The organism is Lysobacter sp. DMC104, assembly GCF_056313665.1.
On record NZ_JBQUZW010000007.1, the window covers coordinates 30,459 to 55,513 of the forward strand.

Annotated in this window: 25 protein-coding genes; 13 read left to right on the forward strand and 12 right to left on the reverse strand. The window is 69.7% G+C overall.

The features are described from left to right. Window positions 1–138: 138 nt before the first annotated feature. Complete coding sequence (locus tag ACT53R_RS10390) at window positions 139–786, forward strand: PH domain-containing protein (protein WP_476171799.1); 648 nt, start codon at window positions 139–141, stop codon at window positions 784–786. A gap of 184 nt (window positions 787–970) precedes the next feature. Here the strand turns inward: ACT53R_RS10390 and ACT53R_RS10395 are convergent, their stop codons facing one another. Next, window positions 971–2,812: a diguanylate cyclase gene (locus ACT53R_RS10395; RefSeq protein WP_476171800.1), complete on the reverse strand. Its 1,842-nt coding sequence runs from the start codon at window positions 2,810–2,812 to the stop codon at window positions 971–973. A gap of 123 nt (window positions 2,813–2,935) precedes the next feature. Here ACT53R_RS10395 and ACT53R_RS10400 point away from each other — a divergent pair, with 123 nt between their 5' ends. Together ACT53R_RS10400 and ACT53R_RS10405 are read left to right on the forward strand one after the other, a co-directional pair. Then, window positions 2,936–4,576 (forward strand): calcineurin-like phosphoesterase C-terminal domain-containing protein, encoded by a 1,641-nt coding sequence (locus tag ACT53R_RS10400; protein ID WP_476171801.1) that lies wholly within the window; start codon window positions 2,936–2,938, stop codon window positions 4,574–4,576. Beyond that, window positions 4,573–5,157: a YdeI/OmpD-associated family protein gene (locus tag ACT53R_RS10405; protein WP_476171802.1), complete on the forward strand. Its 585-nt coding sequence runs from the start codon at window positions 4,573–4,575 to the stop codon at window positions 5,155–5,157. The genes ACT53R_RS10400 and ACT53R_RS10405 overlap by 4 nt, the downstream gene beginning before the upstream one ends. Window positions 5,158–5,169: 12 nt before the next feature. Here ACT53R_RS10405 and ACT53R_RS10410 read toward each other — a convergent pair whose 3' ends face one another. From ACT53R_RS10410 to ACT53R_RS10430, 5 genes are all read right to left on the reverse strand, one after another. Then, entirely contained in the window at window positions 5,170–6,138 is a 969-nt protein-coding gene (locus ACT53R_RS10410; RefSeq protein ID WP_476171803.1) for a C13 family peptidase, read from the reverse strand. A 7-nt stretch (window positions 6,139–6,145) separates the two neighbouring features. Beyond that, the gene (gene mtnC / locus ACT53R_RS10415) at window positions 6,146–6,841 is read right to left on the reverse strand and encodes an acireductone synthase (RefSeq protein WP_476171804.1); all 696 of its coding nucleotides are present in this window, start codon (window positions 6,839–6,841) and stop codon (window positions 6,146–6,148) included. A gap of 12 nt (window positions 6,842–6,853) precedes the next feature. Further along, window positions 6,854–7,432, reverse strand: a complete 579-nt coding sequence (locus ACT53R_RS10420) for an NYN domain-containing protein (protein ID WP_476171805.1) — start codon at window positions 7,430–7,432, stop codon at window positions 6,854–6,856. A 6-nt stretch (window positions 7,433–7,438) separates the two neighbouring features. Then, a complete protein-coding gene (locus ACT53R_RS10425) occupies window positions 7,439–7,996 on the reverse strand; it encodes a 1,2-dihydroxy-3-keto-5-methylthiopentene dioxygenase (RefSeq protein WP_476171806.1) in 558 nt (185 codons plus the stop codon). A gap of 122 nt (window positions 7,997–8,118) precedes the next feature. Continuing rightward, complete coding sequence (locus ACT53R_RS10430; RefSeq protein ID WP_476171807.1) at window positions 8,119–8,754, reverse strand: methylthioribulose 1-phosphate dehydratase; 636 nt, start codon at window positions 8,752–8,754, stop codon at window positions 8,119–8,121. A gap of 220 nt (window positions 8,755–8,974) precedes the next feature. Between ACT53R_RS10430 and ACT53R_RS10435 the strand changes: the two genes are divergently transcribed. Beyond that, window positions 8,975–9,313, forward strand: a complete 339-nt coding sequence (locus tag ACT53R_RS10435; protein WP_476171808.1) for a high-potential iron-sulfur protein — start codon at window positions 8,975–8,977, stop codon at window positions 9,311–9,313. A gap of 88 nt (window positions 9,314–9,401) precedes the next feature. Here ACT53R_RS10435 and ACT53R_RS10440 read toward each other — a convergent pair whose 3' ends face one another. Continuing rightward, complete coding sequence (locus ACT53R_RS10440) at window positions 9,402–10,949, reverse strand: amino acid permease (RefSeq protein ID WP_476171809.1); 1,548 nt, start codon at window positions 10,947–10,949, stop codon at window positions 9,402–9,404. A gap of 177 nt (window positions 10,950–11,126) precedes the next feature. Between ACT53R_RS10440 and ACT53R_RS10445 the strand changes: the two genes are divergently transcribed. Continuing rightward, window positions 11,127–11,702 carry an NUDIX hydrolase gene (locus tag ACT53R_RS10445; protein WP_476171810.1) on the forward strand — a complete coding sequence of 192 codons (576 nt, stop codon included), beginning with the start codon at window positions 11,127–11,129 and terminating at the stop codon, window positions 11,700–11,702. 137 nt (window positions 11,703–11,839) lie between these two features. On the opposite strand, the gene ACT53R_RS10450 is transcribed toward ACT53R_RS10445, so the two are convergent. From ACT53R_RS10450 to ACT53R_RS10460, 3 genes are all read right to left on the reverse strand, one after another. Beyond that, window positions 11,840–12,160, reverse strand: a complete 321-nt coding sequence (locus ACT53R_RS10450; RefSeq protein WP_476171811.1) for a hypothetical protein — start codon at window positions 12,158–12,160, stop codon at window positions 11,840–11,842. Between the two features lie 5 nt (window positions 12,161–12,165). After that, window positions 12,166–12,732 (reverse strand): elongation factor P-like protein YeiP, encoded by a 567-nt coding sequence (gene yeiP / locus ACT53R_RS10455; RefSeq protein WP_476171812.1) that lies wholly within the window; start codon window positions 12,730–12,732, stop codon window positions 12,166–12,168. Window positions 12,733–12,879: 147 nt separating this feature from the next. After that, window positions 12,880–13,650: an SDR family NAD(P)-dependent oxidoreductase gene (locus tag ACT53R_RS10460; RefSeq protein WP_476171813.1), complete on the reverse strand. Its 771-nt coding sequence runs from the start codon at window positions 13,648–13,650 to the stop codon at window positions 12,880–12,882. Window positions 13,651–14,152: 502 nt separating this feature from the next. Here ACT53R_RS10460 and ACT53R_RS10465 point away from each other — a divergent pair. Both ACT53R_RS10465 and ACT53R_RS10470 read left to right on the forward strand, forming a co-directional pair. After that, window positions 14,153–14,926, forward strand: a complete 774-nt coding sequence (locus ACT53R_RS10465) for a hypothetical protein (RefSeq protein WP_476171814.1) — start codon at window positions 14,153–14,155, stop codon at window positions 14,924–14,926. 57 nt (window positions 14,927–14,983) lie between these two features. Continuing rightward, complete coding sequence (locus ACT53R_RS10470) at window positions 14,984–17,053, forward strand: XVIPCD domain-containing protein (RefSeq protein ID WP_476171815.1); 2,070 nt, start codon at window positions 14,984–14,986, stop codon at window positions 17,051–17,053. Between the two features lie 54 nt (window positions 17,054–17,107). Here ACT53R_RS10470 and gmk read toward each other — a convergent pair whose 3' ends face one another. After that, window positions 17,108–17,719, reverse strand: coding sequence for a guanylate kinase (gene gmk / locus ACT53R_RS10475; protein ID WP_476171816.1), 612 nt, complete (start codon window positions 17,717–17,719; stop codon window positions 17,108–17,110). A 124-nt stretch (window positions 17,720–17,843) separates the two neighbouring features. Further along, window positions 17,844–18,704 (reverse strand): YicC/YloC family endoribonuclease, encoded by an 861-nt coding sequence (locus tag ACT53R_RS10480; RefSeq protein ID WP_476171817.1) that lies wholly within the window; start codon window positions 18,702–18,704, stop codon window positions 17,844–17,846. Window positions 18,705–18,851: 147 nt separating this feature from the next. On the opposite strand from ACT53R_RS10480, the gene rph reads away from it, so the two are divergent. From rph to ACT53R_RS10510, 6 genes are all read left to right on the forward strand, one after another. Then, complete coding sequence (gene rph / locus ACT53R_RS10485; protein ID WP_476171818.1) at window positions 18,852–19,577, forward strand: ribonuclease PH; 726 nt, start codon at window positions 18,852–18,854, stop codon at window positions 19,575–19,577. Between the two features lie 5 nt (window positions 19,578–19,582). Further along, a complete protein-coding gene (locus ACT53R_RS10490) occupies window positions 19,583–19,993 on the forward strand; it encodes a VOC family protein (protein WP_476171819.1) in 411 nt (136 codons plus the stop codon). After that, on the forward strand, window positions 19,990–20,622 hold the full coding sequence (gene rdgB, locus ACT53R_RS10495) for an RdgB/HAM1 family non-canonical purine NTP pyrophosphatase (protein ID WP_476171820.1): 633 nt from the start codon (window positions 19,990–19,992) through the stop codon (window positions 20,620–20,622). Before ACT53R_RS10490 ends, rdgB begins: the two co-directional genes overlap by 4 nt. Continuing rightward, a complete protein-coding gene (hemW, locus tag ACT53R_RS10500) occupies window positions 20,609–21,928 on the forward strand; it encodes a radical SAM family heme chaperone HemW (protein WP_476171821.1) in 1,320 nt (439 codons plus the stop codon). Before rdgB ends, hemW begins: the two co-directional genes overlap by 14 nt. A 135-nt stretch (window positions 21,929–22,063) precedes the next feature. Beyond that, window positions 22,064–24,688 (forward strand): DUF1631 family protein, encoded by a 2,625-nt coding sequence (locus ACT53R_RS10505; protein ID WP_476171822.1) that lies wholly within the window; start codon window positions 22,064–22,066, stop codon window positions 24,686–24,688. Beyond that, window positions 24,685–25,032, forward strand: a complete 348-nt coding sequence (locus tag ACT53R_RS10510) for a PilZ domain-containing protein (RefSeq protein ID WP_476171823.1) — start codon at window positions 24,685–24,687, stop codon at window positions 25,030–25,032. Before ACT53R_RS10505 ends, ACT53R_RS10510 begins: the two co-directional genes overlap by 4 nt. Window positions 25,033–25,055 lie beyond the last annotated feature (23 nt).

Consider the following 25,055-nt stretch of genomic DNA (forward strand, 5'->3'; position numbering starts at 1 on the left):
CAGGCCGCTCTGCCGGGCCATGACGAACACGCCGAGGCACGGCCGCATGGGCCATCGGTCATGCGGCGGCGGACGCATCACGCCTGCTAGATTGCGCGCGACGGCCGCCATCCGGGCGGCATGCCCCAGGAGATCCGCGTGTTCAAGAAGCTCGCCGCCGAAGCGCTCGGCATCAGCGACATCGGCGTCATCGTGTCCCCGTCCGATTACGACAAGGTCGATGCCGACGACTACCTGTTCCACGAGGATGGCGAACGCATCTTCTTCCTGATCAAGTCGAAGAAGGACGAATACTGCTTCACCAACCTCGCCCTGATCCACGTCGACGGCGATTCCGCGGTGTCCAGCAAGCGCATGATCAAGCGCTACGAGTACGTGAACCAGCGCGCCGGCTACGTCGCGATCGAGACCGCCGGCACCATCGACATGGACGTGGAGCTGAAGTTCTCGCTTGGCGATTCCGCGTTCAGCATCGACATCCGCAAGAACTTCATCGAGCAGCTGAAGGACATCTACAAGGCGCTGATCGCCATCGGCCGCCAGCAGGCGCGCGACGGCGTCGCCCGCGAGAACGCGATCCGCACGCTGGACGCGATGGGCGGGATGCTCAAGCTCAACAACCTCGGTGGCGAGGCCGGCGTGGTGTCGCACTACAACGCCGTGCTCGACAACCTCAACGCCGCGGTGCTCGATCGCCACACCACGCGCGACTACACCCGCGTGTTCGAGCGCTACATCCACAACATCACGACGACCTCCGCGCCGCCGCCGCTGCCGGGCGCCTGATCGACCCCACGTGGTCCCGAGGATGCGAAGGGGCGCTGCGTCGGCGCCCCTTCCGTCGCGTCCTGCGGCGGTGATGTCGGGCTCGATCTGATGACGTGGAGCGAAGCTTCGCTGTGGCTTTTCCGGCGACGGGGAGGCGGCGCTTTGCTCCTGTCTGCAGATGGTCCGCGAAGATTTGCGTCGCTTACGCTGCGGTGATCGACGTGCGTACGCAGTCGCGGCCGTTGGCTTTCGCGGCATACAGCGCCTGGTCGGCGACCGACAGCACGGCGTCGGAATCGACCTCCATGCCGGCGTCGACGGTGTGCACGCCGATGCTCGCCGACACGCGCAGTCGGTGTTCGCCGGTGGGGCAGAGCTCCTCGACCAGCCGCCTGCGCAGAGATTCGGCGACGCCGACCGCGCTGCCGAGATCGTGCCCCGGCAGCACCACCACGAATTCCTCGCCGCCGAAACGCGCCAGCAGCGAGGTCTCGTGCGCGCGCAGGGTCTGGCCGATGCGCTGCGCGGCCCAGCGCAGGCAGTCGTCGCCGGCAAGGTGGCCGTAGCGGTCGTTGATCGACTTGAAGTGGTCGAGGTCGATCATCAGCAGCGACACCGGTTGCTGCTGCTCGCGGCCTTCGCGCAGCAAGGTCTCGAAGGTCTCGTGGAAATGCGTGCGGTTGTAGAGGCCGGTCAGGCCGTCGCGGCGGCTGGAGTCGCGCAGGCGGCGATGCGCGTCCTCCAGCTGCATCAGGGTGCTGCGCACTTCCTGCGTGCGCTGCGCGACCTTGCGTTCGAGTTTCTGGTTGGCCTCGGCGGCGATGCGCTCGTTCTCGTTGCGCAGGGCGGCGTAGCGATGGCTCAGCGCGATCGACAGCAGCAGCATTTCCATCGCCGAGCCGATCTGCACGCCGTACTCGGTCAGGATGTTCTTCGGCAGGATGCCGAACGCCAGCGCGGCGATCATCGCGGTACCCGACAGGAACAGCGCCCACGCCAGCAGGAACAGCCGCGCCGGCATGTAGCCGCGGCGCACGCCCACGATCGCCGCGGCGACCACCCAGAGCACGCCGATGATCACGATGCGCGTGGCCCACGGCGTCGCGACGCTGTACGGGATCCACATCGACGCCACGCCCAGTCCGAGGCACACCACGATGAAGCCGATGCTGACCAGGTTGCCGCGCGGGAAGCGGGTGGGCATTTCGAGGAAGGCGCGCGCGAACTGCTGCATGCCGACCATCGCCAGGCAGATCGACGCCGGCACCGCGACGTTGGCCAGCCACGGATCGTGCGGCCAGAAGTATTCGAAGCTGTAGCCGTTGAGCGTGAACAACACCAGCCCGAAGGCCGTGATGTGGAAGAGGTACCAGAAGTAGTTGCGGTCGCGCAGGGTGATCCACAGCACGAGGTTGTAGACGAACAGCGCGATCAGGATGCCGTAGTACAGCCCCATCACGAACTGCGCGTCGCGCGAGAGCGAGGTGAACGCCTCGGGCGTGTACAGGTCCAGCGGCACCTGCATCGAGCTTTCGCTCTGGGTGCGGACCAGCAGTTGCACCGTTTCGCCGGGCGGCAGGTCGATGCGGAAGTTCGGATGGCGGTAGGGAATGCTGCGCGCCGAGAACGGCAGGCGGTCGCCGCTGGCCTGGTGCACCACGCGGCCGTCCTGGTAGCGGACGTAGACGTCGACGCGATCGAGCAGCGCGAAGCTCTGCACCAGCATCCAGTAGGGCTGGTCGCGGTCGCGGTTGTCGAGGACGGCATGGAACCAGAACGCGCCCGGCTGGAAGCCGAATGCCGTCTTGCCCGCGGGGACCGGCTCGAACTTGCCGGCGTCGTTGAGCCGCCAGGCGTCGTCGGCGTCGTCGACCGCGCTGACGTCGTGGTAGTAGCTGAGGTAGGGCGAGAGCGAAAGCGACGGCGTGCGCGCATCGAGTACCGCCACCGGCGGCGCGCGTTCGGCGACCGCACTGGCCACTCCGGACAGCGTCAGCAGGACCAGTGTCGCGATCACGCGGCACCAGACGCCTCGGAACGGCATCCCTTTCCCCCATCGACGGTTCGATCGCGATCTTACTGCACGGCGCCTCGCCGCGGGGCGTCGGCCGCATGACGGCCGCTGCGGCATAATCCTGTACCGGTCCGGACAGGAAATGAGGCGCAAATGAGACGAACTGCCTGGTTGGCATTGTCCTGGTGCACCTGTTTCACGCTCTGTGCGCCGGTCCGCGTCGGTGCGGAAACGATTTCCGCCGAGGAATCCGCCGCCGTGTTGCTGGGCGGCACGCTCTACGACGATCGCGACGGCGACGGTCTTCGCGATCGCGGCGAGCCCGGGGTGCCCGGTGTCGCCGTCTCCAATGGCCGCGGCCTCGCCGTGACCGATGCCGACGGCCGGTATCGCATCGCCGTGGCGCCGGGGCAGACCGTGTTCGTGATCAAGCCTCCGGGCTGGCGGCTGCCCGGCGACGATCCGGCGCGCCCGCACGTCTGGCGCAACGCGCCGGCGCGCGGCGCCACGCCGAAGTACGGCGGCCTCGGCAGCGCGCGGCTGCCGTCGCGGTTCGATGTCGGCCTGCGTCGTGCCGCGGCCGCGGCGGGACCGCTGTCGGTGCGCGTGTTCGCCGATCCGCAGCCGAAGTCGCAGGTCGATGTCGGCTACTACGGCCGCGACATCGTCGACAGCGTGCGCGGCGAGTCCGGCGCGGGCATGCCGCCGCCGGCGCAACTGGGCGCGAGCCTCGGCGACATCGTCAACGACGATCTCCCGCTGTATCCGGCGATGAACGCGCAGACCCGGCGCATCGGCGTGCCGTGGCTGCACGTGCCGGGCAACCACGATCTGGATTTCGACGTCGACGGCGACGAGGATTCCTTGCAGAGCTGGCGACGCACGTTCGGCCCAGACACCTTCGCCTGGGAAGAACCGCAGGCGACGTTCATCGGTCTCGACGACGTGATCTACCGTCCCGGTCCGCCGCAGGGTTACATCGGCGGTTTCCGCGAAGACCAGTTCGCGTTCCTGCAGGCGTACCTGCCGCGCGTGCCGAAGGACCGCCTGCTGGTGCTGATGGTGCACATCCCGCTGTTCGAGGCCGAAGCCGGCAAGGATTCGTTCCGCGATGCCGACCGCGAACGCCTGTTCGCGCTGCTGCGCGATTTCCCGCACGTGCTGCTGCTGAGCGGGCACATGCACACGCAGCAGCATTGGCGGCACGACGCGAAGACCGGCTGGCACGGCGCTGCGCCGCTGCACGAATACAACGTCGGTGCTGCCTGCGGCGCCTACTGGAGCGGCGTGAAGGACGCCGCCGGCATTCCCGACACGACGATGCCCGACGGCACGCCGAACGGCTACGCGAGTCTCGTGATCGACGCCGGCGGTACCTACGCGTTGCGCTGGCATGCGGCGCGCGCGGCCGGCGATCCGGCGATCGGGCTGCATGCACCGAAGGTGCTGCGTCGCGGTGCGTATCCCGCGTGGGCCGTCTACGCCAACGTGTGGATGGGCCAGGACGGCGACCGCGTCGAGTTCCGCGTCGATGGTGGCGACTGGACGCCGATGCGCCAGGTGCTGGCGCCGGATCCCGCCCTGACGACCGAGAACGCCCGCGACGACCTGGCCGACATGCTGCGCGGCTACGATCGTTCGCCCGAGGCGACGCCGTCGCCGCATCTGTGGCGCGGTGCGCTGCCGACGGGACTCGCGGTCGGCGCGCACCGCGTCGAAGTCCGCGCGTTCGACGCCTGGCGCGGCGAACTGCATGCCGAGACGACCTATCGCCTGGAGGAGGCCGCGCCATGACCGCCGTGCCCGACGACCTGCCGGTGCTGCCGTGCGCCGATGCCGACGCCTGGGAGGCATGGCTGGTCGCGAACGTCGACGCGAAGGGCGTGTGGCTGAAGATCGCGAAGAAGGACAGCGGCCACGTCACCGTCACCTATGCCGAAGCGCTCGACGTCGCGCTGTGCCACGGCTGGATCGACGGCCAGAAGCGCGGTTTCGACGCGGCGTGGTTCCTGCAACGGTTCACGCCGCGGCGCGCGAAGAGCCTGTGGTCGAAGATCAACGTCGGCCATGTCGAGCGCCTCGTCGTGGCCGGTCGCATGCGTGCCGCTGGCTTGCGCGAGGTCGAGGCCGCGAAGGCCGACGGGCGTTGGGACGCGGCCTACGACGGCGGTCGTTCGATGGAAGTGCCGCCGGAACTGGCGCATGCGCTGTCGCTGGCGAAGAACCGCAAGGCGAAGGCGTTCTTCGAGACGCTCAACGCCGCCAATCGCTATGCCGTGTGCTGGCGGGTGCAGACCGCGAAGAAGCCGGAGACGAAGGCGAAGCGGGTGGAAACGCTGGTGGCGATGCTCGCCCGCGGCGAGAAATTGCACTGACGCTGGAATCGCTCAGCGCTTGCGCCGTTTGCGCTGCGTCTGCGGTTTGGTGTTGGACGGCGGCGGTTCGGCCGTCGCCGGGATCTCGGTCACCACCGGTGTGGACGCGGCCGGGGCGTAGGCGATTACCGGCCCGGGCACCAGCTGCGCGCGCCAGGCGGCGAGTTTCGGCGCGATGCGGTCGCCCATCTCCATCTGCGGCCGCGACGGCTTGAAGTTGCCTGCGCGCTCGCGCTCGGCGATGCGCAGCTTGGCCTGCTCGAACGCCGCGGCGAAGTCGGGCGTCGCGTTCAGGCCCTCGATCAGCCATGCGCGGCCGAAGTAGGTCGCGTCCGAATCCGCGCCGCAGCCGAACGAGGGCCGGTTGCGGTGCGAGGCGGTCATGATCAGGGTGTCGTCGTTTTCCAGCAACGGAATGAAGCCGCCGGAATAGCAGGCCGAGATCACCAGCACGCGGTTGCGGATGCCGGCGTCGTCCAGCGCCTTGCGCAGCCACGTCGGGTCGATCAGGTCGACGTATTTCGGCGCCATCCGCAGCAGCAACTGGTGCTGCTGCGTGCCGTGCATCGACATGAACAGCATCAGGATGTCCTGCCGGGGGTCCATCGCCTTGCCCATCGCGGCGAGCGTCGCGCGCAGGTTGCCCGGCGTGGCCAGCGGATGCGGCGACGCGCCGAGGCTGTCGGCGTGGTTGATCAGCGCGATCGTGCGGCCCTGCGCGCCGAAGCGCTCGTTCATCACCCGCTCGAAGTACGACGCTTCGTTGCGGAAGACGTTCTCCTCGCTGTCGCCGCCGAAGCCGATCGCGTACAGGTCCGGCTGTCCCGGGCGCTGCGGGGCCAGCGCGGCGAGCGCGGCATCGAGGCGCTGGCGGTCGCGTTCGCGCAGGTCGGGGTCGGGCAGCTCGCGCGCCTGCGCGAGACCGGCGAAGCAGAACGACAGCAGCAGGGCGGCGAGCGGGGCGAACGGCAGGGGACGCATGGCGGCGCTACGGGGCTTCGGGATCGATGGCGTCGAAACGCTCGACGCGGCGGTGGCCGTGGGTCGCCTCGCCGAGGCGGGGCGCGGGGTAGTCGTCGAGGCGATCGATCAGCACCGTGCGCATGCCGGCGTCGCGGGCGGCGTCGAGTTCCTCGACCACGTCGGACAGGAACACGATCGTCTCCGGCGCGCGGTCCAGCCGCTGCGCGATGGTGCGGTAGCTGCCGGCGTCGCGCTTGTGGCCGACCTCGGTATCGAACCAGCCGCCGAACAGCCCGGTGAGGTCGCCGGCATCGGTGTGGCCGAAGAACAGCTTCTGCGCCGGCACCGAGCCCGATGAATACACCGCGAGTGGCAGCCCGGCGGCATGCCACGCGCGCAGCTGCGTCGCGGCGTCGGGATAGATGTGCGCGGTGAAGTCGGCGCTGCGGTAGCCGTCGCTCCAGATCATGCCCTGCAGCGCCTTCAGCGCCGTGTGCTTGCGGTCCTCGTCGATCCAGCCCTGCAGGATCTCGACGATCACGCCGTCGTCGCAGACCGCGCCGTGCTCGGTCGCGACCGCGTCGAGCCAGCGCCGCACTTCAGGCTCGTGCCCGTGCTCGCGCACGAACCCGGGCAGCGCCCGCCGCGCATACGGGAACAGCACGTCCTTCACGAACGAGATGGAGGAGGTGGTGCCTTCGATGTCGGTGAGGATGAGCATGTGCTTTAAGTATTAGAAGAAAATTTCTTGGAAAGCTTCGTCTTGCTCTCGCAAGAGGACTTCTCCGATGTCCCAGAAGTGGTCGCAAGCTTTTTTAAGCGCAGGACTCAGTCCATTCTTTAGCGCCCAGAGTACGACTTGGCGGCCCTCGCTCTTAACTGCTTCAACCAAAGGCACATAGTCTTCATCGCCGCTCACAAGAACGGCTATGTCATAGTTCTTGCGATGTGCGTGGGTGAGCATTTCCGTTGCGAGTGTTATGTCGACCCTTTTCGATCGCTTTTCCCTAGATGGTTTGTGGAAGACCCGCGGGGCTTCAATTCCTGCTCTCAAAAGTCTTTCTTCAATGTCGCCAATTGCTTCGGTGCCACCCTGTGCGGAGGTGTAGTAGTGGCGGCGTATGTAATTCTGGGGGCCATGAATACGACTCGCGTATGGTGACCACACGAACACGTCTGGCTCATAGCTGACGTGGGATACGGGGGGAATGCCTCCAAGTTCTGCTTTGTAGCGAATGGCAAGGTTTTCGCCGTCCACAAAAACCATGACGCGGCTATGCGTTGATGCTGTGTAAGGAAGGAAAAGGGGCATGGCGAGCTACGCTGATTGCCCGGCCTCATACCGCGGAAACCGCTGCGCGATGTCGGTGCCGGTGAAGTGGCCGACCCAGCCGTCGGGTTGCTGGAAGAAGCGGATGGCGACGAAGTTCGGTTCCGGGCCCATGTCGAACCAGTGGGTCGCGCCGTCGGGCACGGAGATCAGGTCGCCGGCCTCGCACAGCACTTCGTAGACCTTGCCGTCGACGTGCAGGTCGAACAGGCCCGAGCCGGCGACGAAGAAGCGGACCTCGTCTTCCTTGTGGACGTGTTCGTCGAGGAACTTGGCGCGCATCGCCTCGCGGTTCGGGTTGTCGGGCGCAATGCTGACCACGTCGATGGTGACGAAGTGGCGCTCGGCGCTGATGCGGTCGATGTCGGCGCGGTAGGCGGCGATGATCGTCTCCGGCGCGTCGCCCGGGGCGATCGGCTGCGCGGCGTCCCAGTGCTCGAAATCGACGCCGATCTTCGCCAGTTCGGCGGCGATGCCGGCGTGGTCGTGGATGACCGACAGCGGGGCGTCGGGGCGGTCGTCGGCGAAGAGGCGCAGGCGGCTCATGGCGGTCCGGGGGCGGCGTGGGGGTGCGCCATGATGCGGCGCAGCGCGGGGGGGATCAACGCCGTCCGCGGGATGTTTTGGCGCGCGGATCGGGTCATCCGCGGCCGGCCCGGCCCGCCGGTTCAGCGGCGCAGCTGCAGCAGGTCCAGCTCGCAGGTGATCAGGAACTCGAACGCGTCCAGATGCCGCCGCGCTTCGGCCATGTCGCGGCCCCAGGCGTAGAGGCCGTGGCCATCGATCAGATAGCCCCAGAGCGGGCCGGCGTCGAGCAGCGCTTCGACCTGCGCCGCCAGCGCCGGCATGTCCTGCGTGTTCGGCAGCACCGGCAGGTCCAGCGCGGTCTCGTGCGTGGTGTTGCCGGCGAAGGCCTTCAGCAGTTCGTAGCCTTCCAGATGGATGCGGCCGGCGTGGCCGAACAGCCGCGAGGCGACGGTCTGGTGGCGCGAATGCGTGTGCAGCACGCAGCCGATCTGCGGGAAGCGCCGGTACAGCTGGGTGTGCAGCAGGGTTTCGGCGGACGGGCGGCGCGTGGTCGCCACCGGCTGGCCGTCGAAGTCGACGACCATGATGTCGTCGCGCGTCAGCCGGCCCTTGTCGCGGCCGGAGACGGTGATCGCGGCGTGGCGGTCGTCGAGGCGCTGCGAGAAATTGCTGCTGGTGGCGGGCGTCCAGCCGAGTTGGGCCAGCTCGCGGACATTGGCGATGAGATCGTCGGCGAGTACGCGCAGGCGGTCGGCGTCGTAGGGCAGGGTCGTCATGCGCGCAGTGTAAGGGAAGCGCTCGCCGGTGCGGCGGAAAATGCGAATGATTCGCGTTGCAAGGCCTTCGAAAACCCGCTGTTACCATGCGCTTCCGTCGAATCCCGATGCGGCAGCGCAACTCACTTGATCAAGCCACTTGATCCGGCGCAAGGCCATCGCCGGAACCGCTCCGGATACTGACGCCCATCTTCCTTCCTCCACCGATACGGTCACCGCCATGTCCCACGATGTCTCCCGCCGTCGTTTCCTGACCATCGCCGTCGTCGCCGCGGCCGCCGCCCCGGTCGCGCTGCGTTCGATGAACGCCGAAGCCGCCGCGCCCGCCGCCCCGGCCGCCCTGCCGAAGCTGGCGCCCACCGATGCCACCGCGAAGGCGCTGGGCTACGTCGAGGACGCCACCAAGGCCAAGCACGCCGCGTTCAAGCCGGGCAGCAGCTGCGCCAACTGCAATTTCTTCAAGGGCGCGAAGGGCGCCGCCACCGGTCCCTGCACCATCTTCCCGAAGAACTCGGTCGCCGCGAAGGGCTGGTGCAGCGCCTACGCCAAGAAGCCCTGATCGATCCGGCTTCGCCGGCACGACAAACGAGCACAAAAAAACGGCGCGGGTGACCGCGCCGTTTTCGTTTGTCCGCGAGGAGCGACCGTCACGGACCCGAGCTGGGACCTTCGTGCGCGGCCGGTTCCGGCGCCAGCGGGGCGTCGTTCGAGTGGGCGTGCAGCTTGTGCTCGTTGCCCGGTGCCAGATGGCTGCGGCCGCGGGCGTAGAGGAAGTACACGATCAGGCCGAGGATCGCCCAGCCGCAGAAGAACTTGATCGTCGGGTTCCAGCCGAGGCTGAAGAACAGCAGCACGCAGCCGGCCATCGCCAGCGGGCCGACGACCCAGACCAGCGGAGTCTTGAAGGGACGGGCGCGGCCGGGATCGGTCTTGCGCAGGATCATCACGCCCGCCGCGACCATGAAGAACGCGAACAGGGTGCCGGCGTTGGAGATGTCGGCCAGGATGTCGACCGGGAACAGCGCGGCGAAGAACGCCACGAAGACGCCGGTGATCCAGGTGACGACGTGCGGGGTGTGGAACTTCGGATGCACCTTGGCGAGGCCTTCGGGCAGCAGGCCGTCGCGCGACATCGTGAACAGGATGCGGGTCTGGCCGAACATCATCATCAGCACCACCGACGGCAGCGCGATGATCGCCGCCGCGGCAACCGCGTCGCCGACCTTCGGCCAGCCGATCTCGCGCAGCACGAAGGCCAGCGGTTCATGCGACTGCGACAGGGCGCCGCCCGGCTGGGCGCCCATCGAGCCGACGGCGGCGTAGGCGACCAGCAGGTAGAAGATGGTGCAGATGCCGAGCGAGCCGATCAGGCCGATCGGGATGTTGCGGTTCGGGTTCTTGGTTTCCTCGGCCGCGGTGGAGACGGCGTCGAAGCCCACGTACGCGAAGAAGATCGATGCGGCGGCGCCCAGGACGCCCACGCCGGACAGCGGCGTGCCCCAGCCGTTCGGCAGCATCGGCTCGAAGTTGGCCTGGTTGACCGCCGGGAAAGCGAGGAACACGAACGCGGTCAGGGCGACGATCTTCACCATCACCAGCACCGCGGTGACCTTGGCCGACTTCGAGGTGCCGAGCACCAGCAGCACCGTGACCAGCAGCGAGAGCAGGAAGGCGATCAGGTTGAAGCCGCCCTTGTGGGTGACGCCGTCGACCATGTGGATATTGGCGCCGTCCTTCAGCTGCTCGACCCAGAACGGACCGGCGGTGAGGAAATCCGGTAGTCCCAATCCGTGGTGCGCGAGGAATCCGTTGGCGTAGCCGGACCATCCGACCGACACCGCGCCGGCGGCGACCGCGTATTCGAGGATCAGCGCCCAGCCGACCATCCAGGCGATGATCTCGCCCAGCACGGCATAGGAATAGGTGTAGGCGGAGCCGGAGACCGGCACCATCGCCGCGATCTCGGAGTAGATCAGCGCGGTGAGCGCGCAGACGATGCCGGCGATCACGAACGAGTACATCATGCCGGGGCCGGCCTTGTTGGCGGCCACCGCGGTCAGCACGAAGATGCCGGTACCGATGACCGCGCCGATGCCCAGCATGGTCAGGTCGAAGGCGCCCAACTGGCGCGTCAGCGACCGCTTGGCGGCGGTCTCGAGAATCAGGTCGAGCGGCTTTCTTCGCTGGAACAGCATCTGGAACTCCCCGGAATGGCTGCGACGATGACCGGCGCGGGACGCCGGCGCGACAACCCGGCGACCATACCCGGCCCGCCCGCGGTGCACAAGCGCGGGTCCAGGCGGTCCGGCGGCCGGTGCGGCGGCAGAGACGGCGGGCGATAATCCCTCGCCCCATCGATGATGCGTCGCACCATGAACGAGTCGATCTCCGGCGAATCGATCGCCGACACCGCCCCGCTGCGCGACGCCTTCCGCGCCTACGCCGCGCGCTGGCCGGGCGAAGCGGACGTCGCCGACGCGTTCCTGGCGTTGCTGGACGACGTGCAGGATCCATTCGTCCGCGCGCGGCTCGCCGGCCATTTCACGGCGTCGGCCTGGCTGGTCGACCGCGCGGGCGAGCGGCTGCTGATGACCCATCACCGCAAGCTCGACCGTTGGCTGCAGCTCGGCGGCCATGCCGACGGCGACCGCGACCTCGCCGAGGTCGCGCTGAAGGAAGCGGAAGAGGAGTCGGGGCTGGTCGACCTCGTGGTCGAATCCGTGCTGTTCGATCTCGATCGCCACTGGATCCCCGAACGCGGCGACGTGCCCGGGCACTGGCATTACGACGCGCGTTACGTCGTGCGCGCGACCGGCAGCGAGGCGTTCGCGGTCAGCGACGAATCGCACGCGCTGGCGTGGCGACCGATCGCCGCGTTGCTCGACGAACCGGGCATCGACCCGTCGATCGTGCGCATGGCGAGGAAATGGATGAGCGGACACGCGTAGGGCGGGCCCAGGCCCGCCGTCGCGGCCTTGCAGGTGGCAGGCGTGGTGATCGACGCCGTTTCGATCATCGTTCGAGGTGATCGGATGTTTCGTGATGGCGGGCCAGGGCCCGCCCTACGAGATCATGTCGACCGCGATCACTCGATGTCGTCCTCGAAATCCGCCAGCGCCGCGGTCACCGCGGCGTCGTTGCGGTAGCGGGCCCGCAGTCGCGCGAGTTCGGCATCGGTGCCGGTGCAGAGTTTCGCGAGTGCGGACTCGATCTGCCGGCGGCGTTCGCCCTCGGAATCTTCCTCGGGCTCGGGCACCGGTTCGCCGCGGAAGTGGTCGCAACCTTCGCGGCGTTCGATGAAATCGCGGACCTCGCGCGGCAGCGGCTTCGAATCGCCCGCGGCGGACGCGCAGGGCGTGCCGCCGAGCAGGACGATCGCGAGGCTGGCCGTGATCGCGAGGCGCATCGTGCTTACTCCGCGCGACCGCCGAATTCGCCGGTGGTGGTGTTCACCCACACCTTCTCGCCGTTGGCGATGTACTCCGGCACCTGGATCTCGATGCCGGTGTTGAGCTTCGCCGGCTTCGGGCGCTTGGTCGCGGTGCCGCCCTTGAGCTCCGGCGGGGTCTCGACCACTTCCAGCACCACGCTCTGCGGCAGCTGCAGGCCGACCGGCGCGTCGTCGATCACCTGCACGTAGCAGCCGGTCAGGCCGTCGGTGATGTAGCCGGCGCCGTCGCCGACGACATCGGCGTCGAGCGTGTACGGCGTGAAGTCCTCGTCGTCCATGAACACGAACGCGTCGCCGTCCTTGTACGAGAACGTGGCCTGGCGGCGGGCCAGATCGACTTCCTTGAGGTCGTCGTCGCCGCCGACGCTGATGTCCAGCTTGTTGCCGCCGGGCACGCTGTACATGGTGAAGCGGTACTTCACGTTGCCGCCGCGGCCCTGCGGCGAGCTGCGTTCGATGTCGCGGATCTGGTACGCGCCGCCGTTGTATTCGACGACGTTGCCCTTCTTGATGTCGTAAGCCTTCATTGCATGGGTTCCGTGGTAGGGCGGGTCTTGACCCGCCGTCGCGACCGTTCCTTGGAAGGTCGCCATGATCGGGGTGGTTTCGTGGGAGGTCCGGGGTGGCCGGATGCGCCGTGATGGCGGGCCGGGGCCCGCCCTACGCACGCCGGATCATTTCGGTGCGAGTCTCGTCGCGCCGTCGAGGCGGATGGTCTCGCCGTTGAGGTAGACGTTGCCGAGGATGTAGGCCACGAGGTCGGCGAATTCCTCCGGCTTGCCCAGGCGCGAGGGGAACGGGATCGACGCCGACAGCGACTGCTGCACGCTCTCGGGCATGCCGTCGACCATCGGGGTCCAGAAGATGCCGGGGGCGACGGTCATCACGCGGATGCCGAAGCGGGAGAGTTCGCGCGCCATCGGCAGGGTCATGCCGACCACGCCGCCCTTCGACGCCGAGTACGCGGCCTGGCCGATCTGGCCTTCGTAGGCCGCGACCGACGCGGTGTTGACGATCACGCCGCGTTCGCCGTCGGCGTTGGCGTCGTTGGCCTGCATCAGCTGCGCGGAGGCCTTGGCGACGTTGAAGCTGCCGACCAGGTTCACCAGCACCGTGGTCTGGAACTGCGACAGCGGCATCGGGCCTTCCTTGCCCAGCACGCGGCCGGCGCCGAGGATGCCGGCGCAGTTGATGGCAGCGTTGAGGCCGCCGAGGAACTCCTTCGCCGCGGCGACGTTGGCGACCACGCCGGCTTCGTCGGTGACGTCGGTGCGGAAGTAGCGGGCGTTGGCCTCGCCCAGCCCGGCGACCGCGGCGGCGCCCTTGTCGTCGTTGACGTCGAACAGGGCGACCTTGCCGCCGTGGGCGACGAGGTGCTTCGCCACCGCGAAGCCGAGGCCGGAAACGCCGCCGGTGACGACGGCGCGGGTGTCGGAAAGCTGCATGCGCATGGTCCGTGAATGCGAAAGGCGGGATTTTAGCGCACCGGCCCGCCGCGCCGGCCGGCGGACGACCGGCGCGGGCCCGGGACAGGCGGCGGGGCGGCGTGGTATATCTGCCGGACATGCATCGGCCCCGGCCGGCATGCCGACAATCCCGCTTTCCAGTCGTATCCCTTCAGAGACGCGTCATGGCTGATACGAGACTGCCGGCAGTGGCCACTGCCGGATGCCACGGGCGCCTGCGTGCGTCCGCGCCTGCCGCGCATCACGCCGGGCGTTGCCGATCGGCCCGCCGGGCCGCTCCCCCGCAGGCCGCCGCGCGCCTGCCGTTCCTGCTTTCCACACCGGTTTTCACACCCGTTCCCACCCTTTACGGGGCCGCCCGCTCCCCCGCAGCCGTCGCGTCTGTCCGTCTCCCCCGAGTCCACGGCGGCGCGACGGTTTCGCCCTGTCCGCGGGCGCGTTCCCGTTTTCTTGCACCGCCCGCCGTGGCCCGGGGGCGCGCATGACCGCCGCCCCGGCCGTTTCGACCCGGGCCGCGGCCGCGCTGGCTCTGTTGCTGGCGCTGGCCGGTTGCCGCGAGGCTTCCGTGCCCGCCGCGCCGGCCTCGACGCCGACCGCCGCGCCACTGCCGGCCGCCTCGCCCGTACCTGCCGCCGCGGCCACGCCCGCGGCCGCCTCCCAGGGGAAGACACAGATGACGGAACTCGACGCTCTCCTCGCGCTGTACGTGACGGACGCGGGGGCGCAATGGCGCGCCTACGACGGCCTCGCGCAGGTCCACTGGAACGATGCCGCGCCGGTCGAGAACGACGCGGTCGCCGATCCGGCGCTGCGCTTCTCGCGCAGCGGCCGCGTGCTGCTGGCGGGTTTCGGCGAGGCCGCGCTGCCCGACGGCAACGCCGGCGCCGATGCCGGGGTGCGCATGGGCAACGAAGGCGAGGCCGGGCTGACGCTCAACGGCGACGCCGACCGCGTGAACGAGGTCGCGATCGTCAAGTTCTACCCCAGCGACGACTACGCCCGGGTGCTGGCGGCGCAGTTCCCGGCCGCTGCGGTTGCGTCGGTCGCCGACCAGTGCACGGTCGATGCCTACGGCGGCGAGAACGTGCAGCACAACGCGTTCTATCGCATCGACCTGGGCGGCGAACGCGCGGTTTTCGTCGAGGCCTACGTCGACGAGGACGGCGGTTCCGCCGGTCCCGGTTCCACCACGTTCGTGTTCACCCGCGACAAACCCGCTGCGCGCATCGCGTCGATGCGTTGCCGCGAACGCTGACCGGCGCCTGCGCCGGTTCCTTTCCACCACGTCGATATCCACTCGAGGGGCAACACCATGGCTGATGATCGACAGAGGGCAGTGGCCACTGCCAATGCGTACCACCAGGGCAACATCGCCGGTCTGGATCAGGCCGAGACCCGGCGCCTGGTCGCGTCGACGGTACTCACCGAAAGCAGCGGCGGCGACCTTGCCGTCACCAACAGGCAGGGCTACGTCGGCCGCTACCAGGCCGGCGCGGGCTGGCTGGTCGAGGCGGGCCTGGTCGACCGCGAGAAGTACGACAAGGCGTTCAAGGCCTCCGGCGCCCGCACCGAATGGGAGTGGGCGAGCAACGGCGGCATGACCCGTTTCCTGAAGGACGATCACAACTGGAAGGACGGCCTGAGCCTGGAGAGGTACAAGGCCTCGGCCGACGTGCAGGACAAGGCGTTCAAGACCAACTGCGACAAGCTGTACGCCCGCGCCGTGCGCGAACACGTGCTCGACGAACACGCTCCGGCCGAGCGCGTCGCCGGTTTCCTCAAGGCCTCGCACCTCGGCGGTTACGGTGCCGGCAAGGCGGTGCTGGAAGGCCGCCCGGTGCATGCCGACGCCAACGGCACCACGCCGTACAAGTACTACAACGACATCGCCCGCAACGGCGACGGCCTCGACCAACTGATGGCCCGCGGCGGTCGCGACCACGAACACGTGCGCACGGTCGACGCGCAGGCACCGTCGCCCGCGCGCACGGCGGCCGCATCCGAGCCGTTCGCGGCCAGCGCGTTCCTGCGCCAGCAGACGCCGGAAGTGCGCGCCTACCTCGATCTGGTGGCGTGGAAGGAAGTCGGGCATTCGCTCAATGCCGACGGTTCGCCGTCCGGTTACCGCGAACGCAACGGCGTGCCGGGCAGTCGCGGACTGATGCCGGAATCGGCGATCGCCGACAACGGCACGCTGCCGCGCGACGAGCTGCGCTACAACGTCGGTCGCTACCAGATGAAGCTGGTCGACGTCGAGGACATGCGCAATCGCTACGACCGCAAGATCGACGACTTCTCGCCCGAGAGCCAGGACCGCATCGCGGTGGCGAAGATGCGCGATCGCGGCGTGATGCGCGAACTGGAGCAGGGCGACATCCGCGGCGCGATCGAACGCGGCGGCAAGGAATGGGCGTCGCTGCCCGGATCGCCCTACGGCCAGGTGCAGCGTGGCTACACGGTCGATCAGGCGGTCGATTACTACGAGCAGCGGCTGGCGTTCCATCGCGCGCTGGATCGCGGCCAGCCGCCGCCGGCGCAGACCGGGACGCCCGCGGCGTCGCGCGACCCGATGGCCGACGGCGTGCTCAAGCACGGCGAGCGCGGCGATGCGGTGAAGCACCTGCAGGAAGCGCTGAACAAGGCCGGCGTCCGCGACGACAAGGGCCAGCCGCTGCCGACCACCGGCTACTACGGCGACATGACCGAAGCCGCGGTGCGCAAGTACCAGACGCAGCACGGGCTGTCGGTGGACGGCAAGGCCGGCCACGACACGCTGGGGGCACTCGGCCTGCCGCAGAAGCCGGGCCAGGAGCGCGCGCCGACGCCGGTGCATCCGGCGGAGACGCAGGCGCATCCGCAGCAGACGCATCCGCAGCAGCCTCAGCAGCCGCCTCAGCAGCAGGCGCCCGCGCATCCGGGCGAATCCCACCCGTCGCCGCAGCGCAGCGATGCCGGTGCGACGCCGCCGCCGAAGCCCGACGCGCCGGCGCACCGCGGTGGGCAGCCGTCGATCGCCGATCCGAAGCACCCGGATCACCGGCTGTACGAGCAGGCCCTGGCGAACCTCCAGCAACTCGGCCCCGGCGGCGGTTTCAAGTCGCAGGACGAGCTGACGAAGGCGGCCGCGGCCGTGGCCGCCGACGCGAAGGCGAGCGGTCTGGGCTCGATCGACCACGTCGCCAAGGCGAACACGCCGAACGGGCAAACGCTGCTGATCGCGGTCGAAGGCAATCCGACCAACCCGGCATCGAAGAACTCGTACGTCGACTACACGCAGGCGACCACGCAGACGGTGGAGCAGAGCAGTCGCATGGCCGAAGCGGCGAAGCCGGCCGAGGCGCAGGTCGCGCAGGAGCAGGCCCGGAGCGTGTCCGGCCGCTGAGGCCGGCGTCGGGCATCGGGCGGGGCCGCGTTCGCGCGGCCCTGCTGCGGCGGATCAGGCCAGCAGCGTCTCGATCAGCGCGCGGTGGCGCACGGCCTGCGCTTCGCGGCGCAGGCGGCTGGCGGTGAAGATCGCGCACATCTCGTCGACCGCGGTCTCGAACGTCTCGTTGACGATGACGTACTCGAATTCGTCGTGGTGCGACATTTCCTCGCGCGCGTTCGCCAGCCGACGCGCGATGGTGTCCTCGCTGTCCTGGCCGCGTTTGCGCATGCGCTCTTCCAGCGCCTCGCGCGACGGCGGCAGAATGAACACGCCCACCGCGTCCTGCACGTGCCGGCGCACCTGCTGCGCGCCCTGCCAGTCGATCTCCAGCAGGACGTCATGGCCGGCGGCGAGCTGCGGCTCCACCGACTGCCGCGCGGTGCCCTTGAGGTCGCCGTGGACGTTCGCCCACTCGAAGAAGTCGCCGGCATCGATCATCCGCCGGAACTCGTCCTCGCTGACGAAGTGGTAGTGCTGCGCGTGGCGCTCGCCCGGGCGCATGCCGCGCGAGGTGAACGAGATCGACAGCGCGATGTCGGGGAAGCGCGCCAGGCAGGCGTTGACGATGCTGGACTTGCCGGCGCCCGACGGGGCCGCGACGATGAAGAGGGTTCCGCGCATGTTCGCTTTCGCTGGCTCGATTCGTTGTTCCGGCGGGCGAGGCGGCGCAGGCCGCCCGGGCCGGGGGGAGGGGAGTGTACCCCGTTCCCCGGCCGGCGACCGTTCGCCCGTCGGGGCGGCCGGGTCACTCGATGTTCTGGGCCTGCTCGCGGATCTGGTCGATCAGCACCTTCAGCTCCACCGCCAGCGCGGAGGTGCGCGCGTCCACCGACTTCGAGCCGAAGGTATTCGCCTCGCGGTTGAACTCCTGCAGCAGGAAGTCCAGCCGGCGGCCCACCGCCTCCTTCTGCTTCAGCGCGCGGCGCAGTTCGGCGATGTGGCTGTCGAGGCGGTCCAATTCCTCGTCCACGTCGAGCTTCTGCAGCGCCAGCACCAGCTCCTGCTCGAAGCGGCCCGGGTCCAGCGGCTGCGGCAGGTCGGCGAGGCGGTTCTCCAGCTTCTGCCGCTGTCCGGCGCGGATCGCCGGCATCAGCATGCGCGCATCGGCGGCGTGCTTCGCGATCGCGTCCACCCGCTCCAGGATCACTGTCGCCAGCTTGCCGCCCTCGCGTTCGCGGGCCTCGACGAACTGCGTCAGCGTTTCGTCCAGCAGCGACAGCGCCTCGGCGTGCAGCGCCGCCGGATCGTCGGTGTGCGACTGCAGCACGCCGGGGAATTTCAGCAGATCGGTCATTTCCACCCGCATCGCCGGGAAGTGCTCCTGCAGGTTGCGGCCCAGTGCCGCCAGTTGCGCCACGCGCGCGGCGTTGAGCTGGAGTGCGTCGTCGCGCTCGTCGGCGCGCAGGCGCATGGTCAGGTCGAGCTTGCCGCGCGACAGCCGCGCCGCGATCCGTTCGCGCAGCGCCGGCTCGGCCGCGCGCAGGTCGTCGGGCAGGCGCGTGCCGATTTCGAGGAAGCGGTGGTTCACCGCGCGCAGCTCGCAGCCGAGCGTGCCCCAGGGCGTGCTCCGCTCGGCGGCGGCGAAGGCGGTCATGCTGCGGATCATCGGAAGTCCTGGCCGGGCGCCGGAGTCGGCGGGGGCGCCATTGTCCGCCATCCGGCGCGCGGGTGGGGCCGGTGCCCGGTGCGATGGCCGCCGGTGCCCCGGTGCCCCGGTGCTAGACTGCGCCGCCCGCACGCCGAGCACCGCCGCATGACCATCGCCCGCCCCAGTGGCCGCCGTCCTGACCAACTGCGTCCGGTCCGCATCGAACGCGGCCACACCCGCCACGCCGAGGGCTCGGTCCTCGTCTGCTTCGGCGAGACCCGCGTGCTGTGCACCGCCAGCGTCGAGAACAAGGTGCCCGGTTTCCTGCGCGGCAAGGGCGAAGGCTGGATCACCGCCGAATACGGCATGCTGCCGCGCGCCACGCACACCCGCAGCGACCGCGAGGCCGCGCGCGGCAAGCAGGGCGGGCGCACGCTGGAGATCCAGCGCCTGATCGGCCGCGCGCTGCGCGCCTGCGTCGACCGCAACGCGCTGGGCGAACGCACCATCACCCTCGACTGCGACGTGCTGCAGGCCGACGGCGGCACCCGCACCGCGGCGATCACCGGCGCCTACGTCGCGCTGATCGATGCCGTGCGCTGGCTGCAGAAGCGCAAGGAGATCACCCGCGACCCGATCCACGGCGCGGTCGCCGCGGTGTCGGTCGGCGTGTATCGCGGCGTGCCGGTGCTGGACCTCGACTACGCCGAGGACAGCGACTGCGACACCGACATGAACGTGGTGATGAACGACGGCGGCGGTTTCATCGAATTGCAGGGCACGGCCGAAGGCCACGCCTTCCGTCGCGACGAACTCGACGCGCTGCTGGGCCTCGCCGAACACGGCATTCGCGACCTGTTCGAGGCGCAGCGCGCGGCGCTGGCGGGCTGAGCATCGTGACGGCACGCAAGCACATCGCCTGCTTCGCGCTGGTGGTCGACGACTACGACCGCGCGATCGATTTCTACGTCAACGCGCTCGGCTTCGAGCTGCGCGAGGACCGCCTGCTCGGCGCCGTGCCCGGCAACGCCGCGAAGCGCTGGGTGGTGGTCGCACCCGCGGGCGCCGAGACCGGCGTGCTGCTGGCGCAGGCCGCGAACGATGCGCAGCGTGCGAGCATCGGCCGCCAGACCGGCGGTCGCGTCGGCTTCTTCCTGCACACCGACGACTTCCACCGCGACCACGCCGCGATGCTCGCCAAGGGCGTGCATTTCGTGGAGTCGCCGCGCGAGGAGGCCTACGGCACCGTGGTGGTGTTCGAGGACCCGTACGGCAACCGCTGGGACCTGGTGGAACCGCGCGGATGAAGCTCGTCCTCGCCAGCGGCAACGCCGGCAAGCTCGCCGAACTGCGCGACCTGCTGGGCGATCTCGACGTCGAGCTGCACGCGCAGTCCGAATTCGGCGTCGAGGACGCCGACGAGACCGGCCTGACCTTCGTCGAGAACGCGATCCTCAAGGCGCGGCATGCCGCGCGCGCCACCGGCCTGCCCGCACTGGGCGACGATTCGGGCATCTGCGTCGACGCGCTTGACGGCGCGCCCGGGCTGTACAGCGCGCGCTACAGCGGCGTGCACGGCGACGCCGCGGCGAACATCGCGAAACTGCTCGACGCGCTGCGCGACGTGCCCGACGCGCGTCGCAGCGCGCGCTTCGTCTGCGTGCTCGCATTGCTGCGCCATGCCGACGATCCGCAGCCGCTGATCGCCGAAGGCACGTGGGAAGGCCGCGTGCTGCATGCGCCGCGCGGCGCCGGCGGTTTCGGCTACGACCCGGTGTTCTTCGATCCGGAACGCGGGCAGGGCGCGGCCGAACTCGACGCCGCGCTGAAGAACCGCATCAGCCATCGCGGCCGCGCGCTGGACATGCTGCGCGCGCGTTTTTCGGAAATTGCGCAGCACGATGCGCGCGCGGATGCCATCCATGGCGGCGGGTGATCGCGAGTCGAATCCCCGGCCCGGCCTTCCATGGCCGGGCGTTCAGCAGCGCGCGGACCAGTGGTCCGCACCCGCGCTGCTTCACCCGCCGCTCTCGCTCTACGTCCACCTGCCATGGTGCGTGCGCAAGTGCCCGTACTGCGACTTCAACTCGCACGAATACCGCGACGGCGCCGGCGGACCGCCGCCGTTCGCGGGGTACGTCGATGCGCTGATCGCCGATCTCGACTTCGACCTGCCGCTGGCGTGGGGCCGCACCGTGCACAGCGTGTTCTTCGGCGGTGGCACGCCCAGCCTGTTCCCGGCCGAGGCCATCGACCGCTTCCTGCAGGCGGCGAGCGCGCGGCTGCGCTTCGCGCCCGGCTGCGAGATCACGCTGGAGACCAATCCCGGCACCGCCGAGCACGGCCGCTTCGGCGATTACCTGCGCGCCGGCGTCAATCGCGTGTCGTTCGGCATCCAGAGTTTCGACGACGGCTGCCTGCGCCGGCTGGGCCGCATCCACGACAGCGCGCAGGCCGAGGCCGCGGTGAAGCTGGCGCAGGACGCGGGCCTCGACAACCTCAACCTCGACCTGATGTACGCGCTGCCCGGGCAGACGTTGCCGATGGCGCTGCACGACCTCGACCGCGCGTTCGCGCTGGCGCCGGCGCACATCAGCCATTACCAGCTGACGCTGGAGCCCAACACCGTCTTCGCCGTGCGCCCGCCCGAGCACCTGCCCGACGAGGACCTCGCCTGGGACATGCAGGAGCAGGGCCAGGCCGCGCTCGCCGCCGCCGGCTACGCGCAGTACGAGATCAGCGCCTACACCCGGCCCGGCCGCCAGTGCGCGCACAACCTCAACTACTGGCGCTTCGGCGACTATCTCGGGATCGGCGCCGGCGCGCACGGCAAGCTCACCCTGCCGGCCGGGTTGGAAGACGCTGGCGAAGGCGGCGAAGGCCGGATCCTGCGGCGCTGGAAGCACAAGCATCCTGCCGCCTACCTGGCCCAGGCCGGTACCGCGGCAGCGATCGGCGGCGACACCGACATCGCGCCGGCGCAGCGGCCGTTCGAGTACATGCTGAACCTGCTGCGGCTGCGCGAGGGCTTCGCATTGGCGGCGTTCGAGGCGCGCACCGGGCTGCCGCGGGCGGCGATCGCCACGCCGCTGGCGGAGGCGATGGACGTCGGCTGGCTGGTCGTCGAAGGCGAGCACGTGCGGCCGACCGAAACCGGGCTGCGCTTCGCCAACGACGTGATCGCGCGGTTCCTGCCCGACGCCGCCGAATCCGCGGAGACCGGCGCCCGGCCGGTGGCCTGAGGCCGCGGATGTCGTTGACCATCCGTCGGATTGGCCGTGGAAGTTGGCTCGAAGTGGCCGGACATGTTAAGAAATGCGGCTACCGTCGCACTTCGACAGGTTGAGATGGCAGCGCCGACCGACCCGCATGACCCCGTGCCGAAGACCCTGGCCACTGCCGGGCTTCCTCGCCGCGTGCGGCGCACGCTCGACCGGACGCTGGCGCTGGTCAGCGAGGAGCTGGAGCGGAACCTCGTCACCGCCATCTCCGATTTCGAGGAAGAACTCTTCCGGCTGGCCGAGCGTGGCGGCACCACCGGCGGCGGTGCCGTCGGCACCGACTACATGCACATCCTGCGCGTGGTGCGGTTGAACCGGCACGACCTGGTGCCGCGCTTCATGCAGCTGCTGGAGGCCGGCCTCGCGGGCCTGCGCCGGCCCGGCGTGGTGCCGAGCCTGTCGCGTCCGCCGTCGACACCGCCGCAACCGCTCAATTTCCGCAACCTCAGTCTCGTCGACGAATCGATGATGGACGAGGGTGCGGTGCTGCACGAGATCGCGTCGCGCCAGGAATCGCGCACCAACCTCGTCCTGCACCTGCTGGGCCAGCGCTTCGCGGTGCTGGCGGCCGCACCGGCCTTCGACGGCGAACGCATCCCGCTGGGCCCGCAGGCCCTGTGCCGCGCGATCCGCCACGCCGCCGAGCCGCTCCAGCTCGACCACAGTGCACGGCTGCTGTTCTACCGCACGTTCGACCGCCGGGTGATGGTCCAGTACCCGGCGCTGTGCGAGAAGCTCGATGCGCTGCTGCTGGAGGAGGGCGTGCTGCCCGGCCTGAGCTACGTGCCGATGCGCTCGCGCAGCGGCGCCGCCAGCGAGGACGACGTTGCGGCCACCGTGCGGCCGCTGTCCGAGCCGGCGGCGAAGCGCGGGTCCGAACCGGCCGGTGGCGCGCCATCGCCGCAGGGCGAGGGTCGCACCGGCGGCCCGCCCCGCGCCAGCGGGGCGGAGGGCACGTCCGGGATGTCCGGTGGTTCGCGCGGCGGCTTCGGCAGCGGTCCCGGTGGCGGTCAGCCCGCCGGCAGCGGCGCGCAGGGTGCCGGCGCGGGCGGCGGTGGCGATGCCCCGTACGACGCCAATCGCCCGCACACCGTCTGGCTCGGCCAGGCGATGCCGCAGACCGAAGTCAACGAGATGCAGGCGTTCCGTGAACTGCACCAGTTGCTCAGCCAGCGCCGGCTCCAGAACGAACGCCTGAATCCGGTTCCGCCGGGGGCACGCACCGAAACCCCGATTACCACCCGCGACCTGCTGCAGACGCTGGGGCGGATGGACGCCGAGCCCACGATGCCCGGCGGCGCGGCGACCATCGAGGACATCAAACAGTCGCTGCTGGCCCAGGCCCGCAAGCAGTACGGCAAGCCGGTGGCGCTGGCCCCGGCCGACAACGACACCTTCGACCTGCTGGGCCTGCTGTACAACCACCTGCAGCAGGAAATCCGTGACGACGCCCCGGCGGCGGCGCTGGTCAAGCGCCTGCAGGTCACGCTGCTGCGCGTGGCGCTGCAGGACCGCGCCTTCTTCGTCCGCCCGAACCACCCGGCCCGCCAGCTGCTGAGCACGGTGTCGGAAACCGCGGCGAAGTGGCTGGGTGACGACGACATCGACCCGGCGCTGCTGTCGCCGCTGCAGGAGGCCGTCACCCACGCGGTCAAGCATTTCGACGGCGACGTCACGGTCTTCGAGCACAGCAACCAGCAGCTGAGGACCCACATCGACGCGCAGGTGAGGCGCGCCGAAACCCTCGAAAAGCGCCACGTCGAAGCCGCGCGCGGCAAGGAAAAGCTGGAGGCCGCCAAGCAGCGCGCCGAACAGGTCCTGGGCGAGGTGATGGGCGACGCGTCGCTGCCCAAGTTCACCCGCGCCCTGCTCAACCAGTCGTGGGCCGATGTGCTCACGCTCACCTTCCTGCGCCACGGCGAAGGCTCGGAGGAGTGGAAGCGCCAGCTCGACGCCACCCGCCAGATCGTCGCGGCCTGCACCCATCGCGACACCGACGCCGAACACCCGGCGCTGAAGACGCACGTCGAGAGTGCGCTCAAGCAGGTCGGTTACCACGACGAGGAAGCCGACGTCATCGCCCGGCGCCTGTCGAGCAGCCTGCGTGAGGACGAGGACGGCGAGTCCCGCACCGAACTGACGATGAAGCTCAAGGCGCGCGTGCGCCTGGGCGAGGAAGCGCAGAAGGCGCGCAAGCCGGACCTGCCGACGCGCAGCGAGCACGAACAGGAATGCTACGAACAGCTGCGCCTGCTGCCCTTCGGCACGTGGCTGGAATTCGTCACCAACCAGCAGGGCGACGTCATCCGCCGCCGCATGTCGTGGTTCAGCCCGGTCACCGGCAACGCGCTGTTCGTGAACCAGCGCGGCCAGCGCGTCGGCGAGCACTCGCTCGACAGCCTGGCGCGGATGATGGCCAAGGACCAGGTGCGCATCGTCACCGCGCAGCGCGCCGGCCTGGTCGACCGCGCCTGGCACGCCGCGATGAACGCCCTGCGCAGCCTCACCGGCAACCGTCGCGAGGATGCCGGCGACGAGCCCGAGGCGCCGCCGGCCGACATCGCCGTGCGCTCCTCCCCGGCCGCGCCCGTCGCGCCGCTGGAAGGCGCGGCCGCGCGTTCGGTCGCCACCGCCGCGCCGCCGCCGCTGCGCACCGTCGAGCCCTATCCGGGCCTGATCGGCGATGAGTCCGCGCCGCCGCCGAAGGGAGATGCACGATGACCGCCCGCGAACACCGGCGTTCCCCGCGGCGCAAGGTCGCCGAGACCGTGCGCGTCGCCGACGTGATGACCGAGGAAATCGTCGGCCGGGTCGGCAACCTGTCCGAAGGCGGCATGCTGCTGATCGCCAGCGTGCCGCTGACCGAGGACGCGCTGTACCAGTTCCGCTTCCGCCTGCCCGGCGACGGCGCCACCGACATCGAGGCCGGCATGCACCTGCTGTGGCTGGATCGCGCCAGCTCGCCCGGCCAGTCGTGGGCGGGTTTCCGGTTCATCTCCATGAGCGACGCCCATCGCGACGCGCTGCATGCCTGGGTCGAAGCGCCCGGTGCGCATTACGATTGATCGTCCGGCCGGCCCGTGGGCGC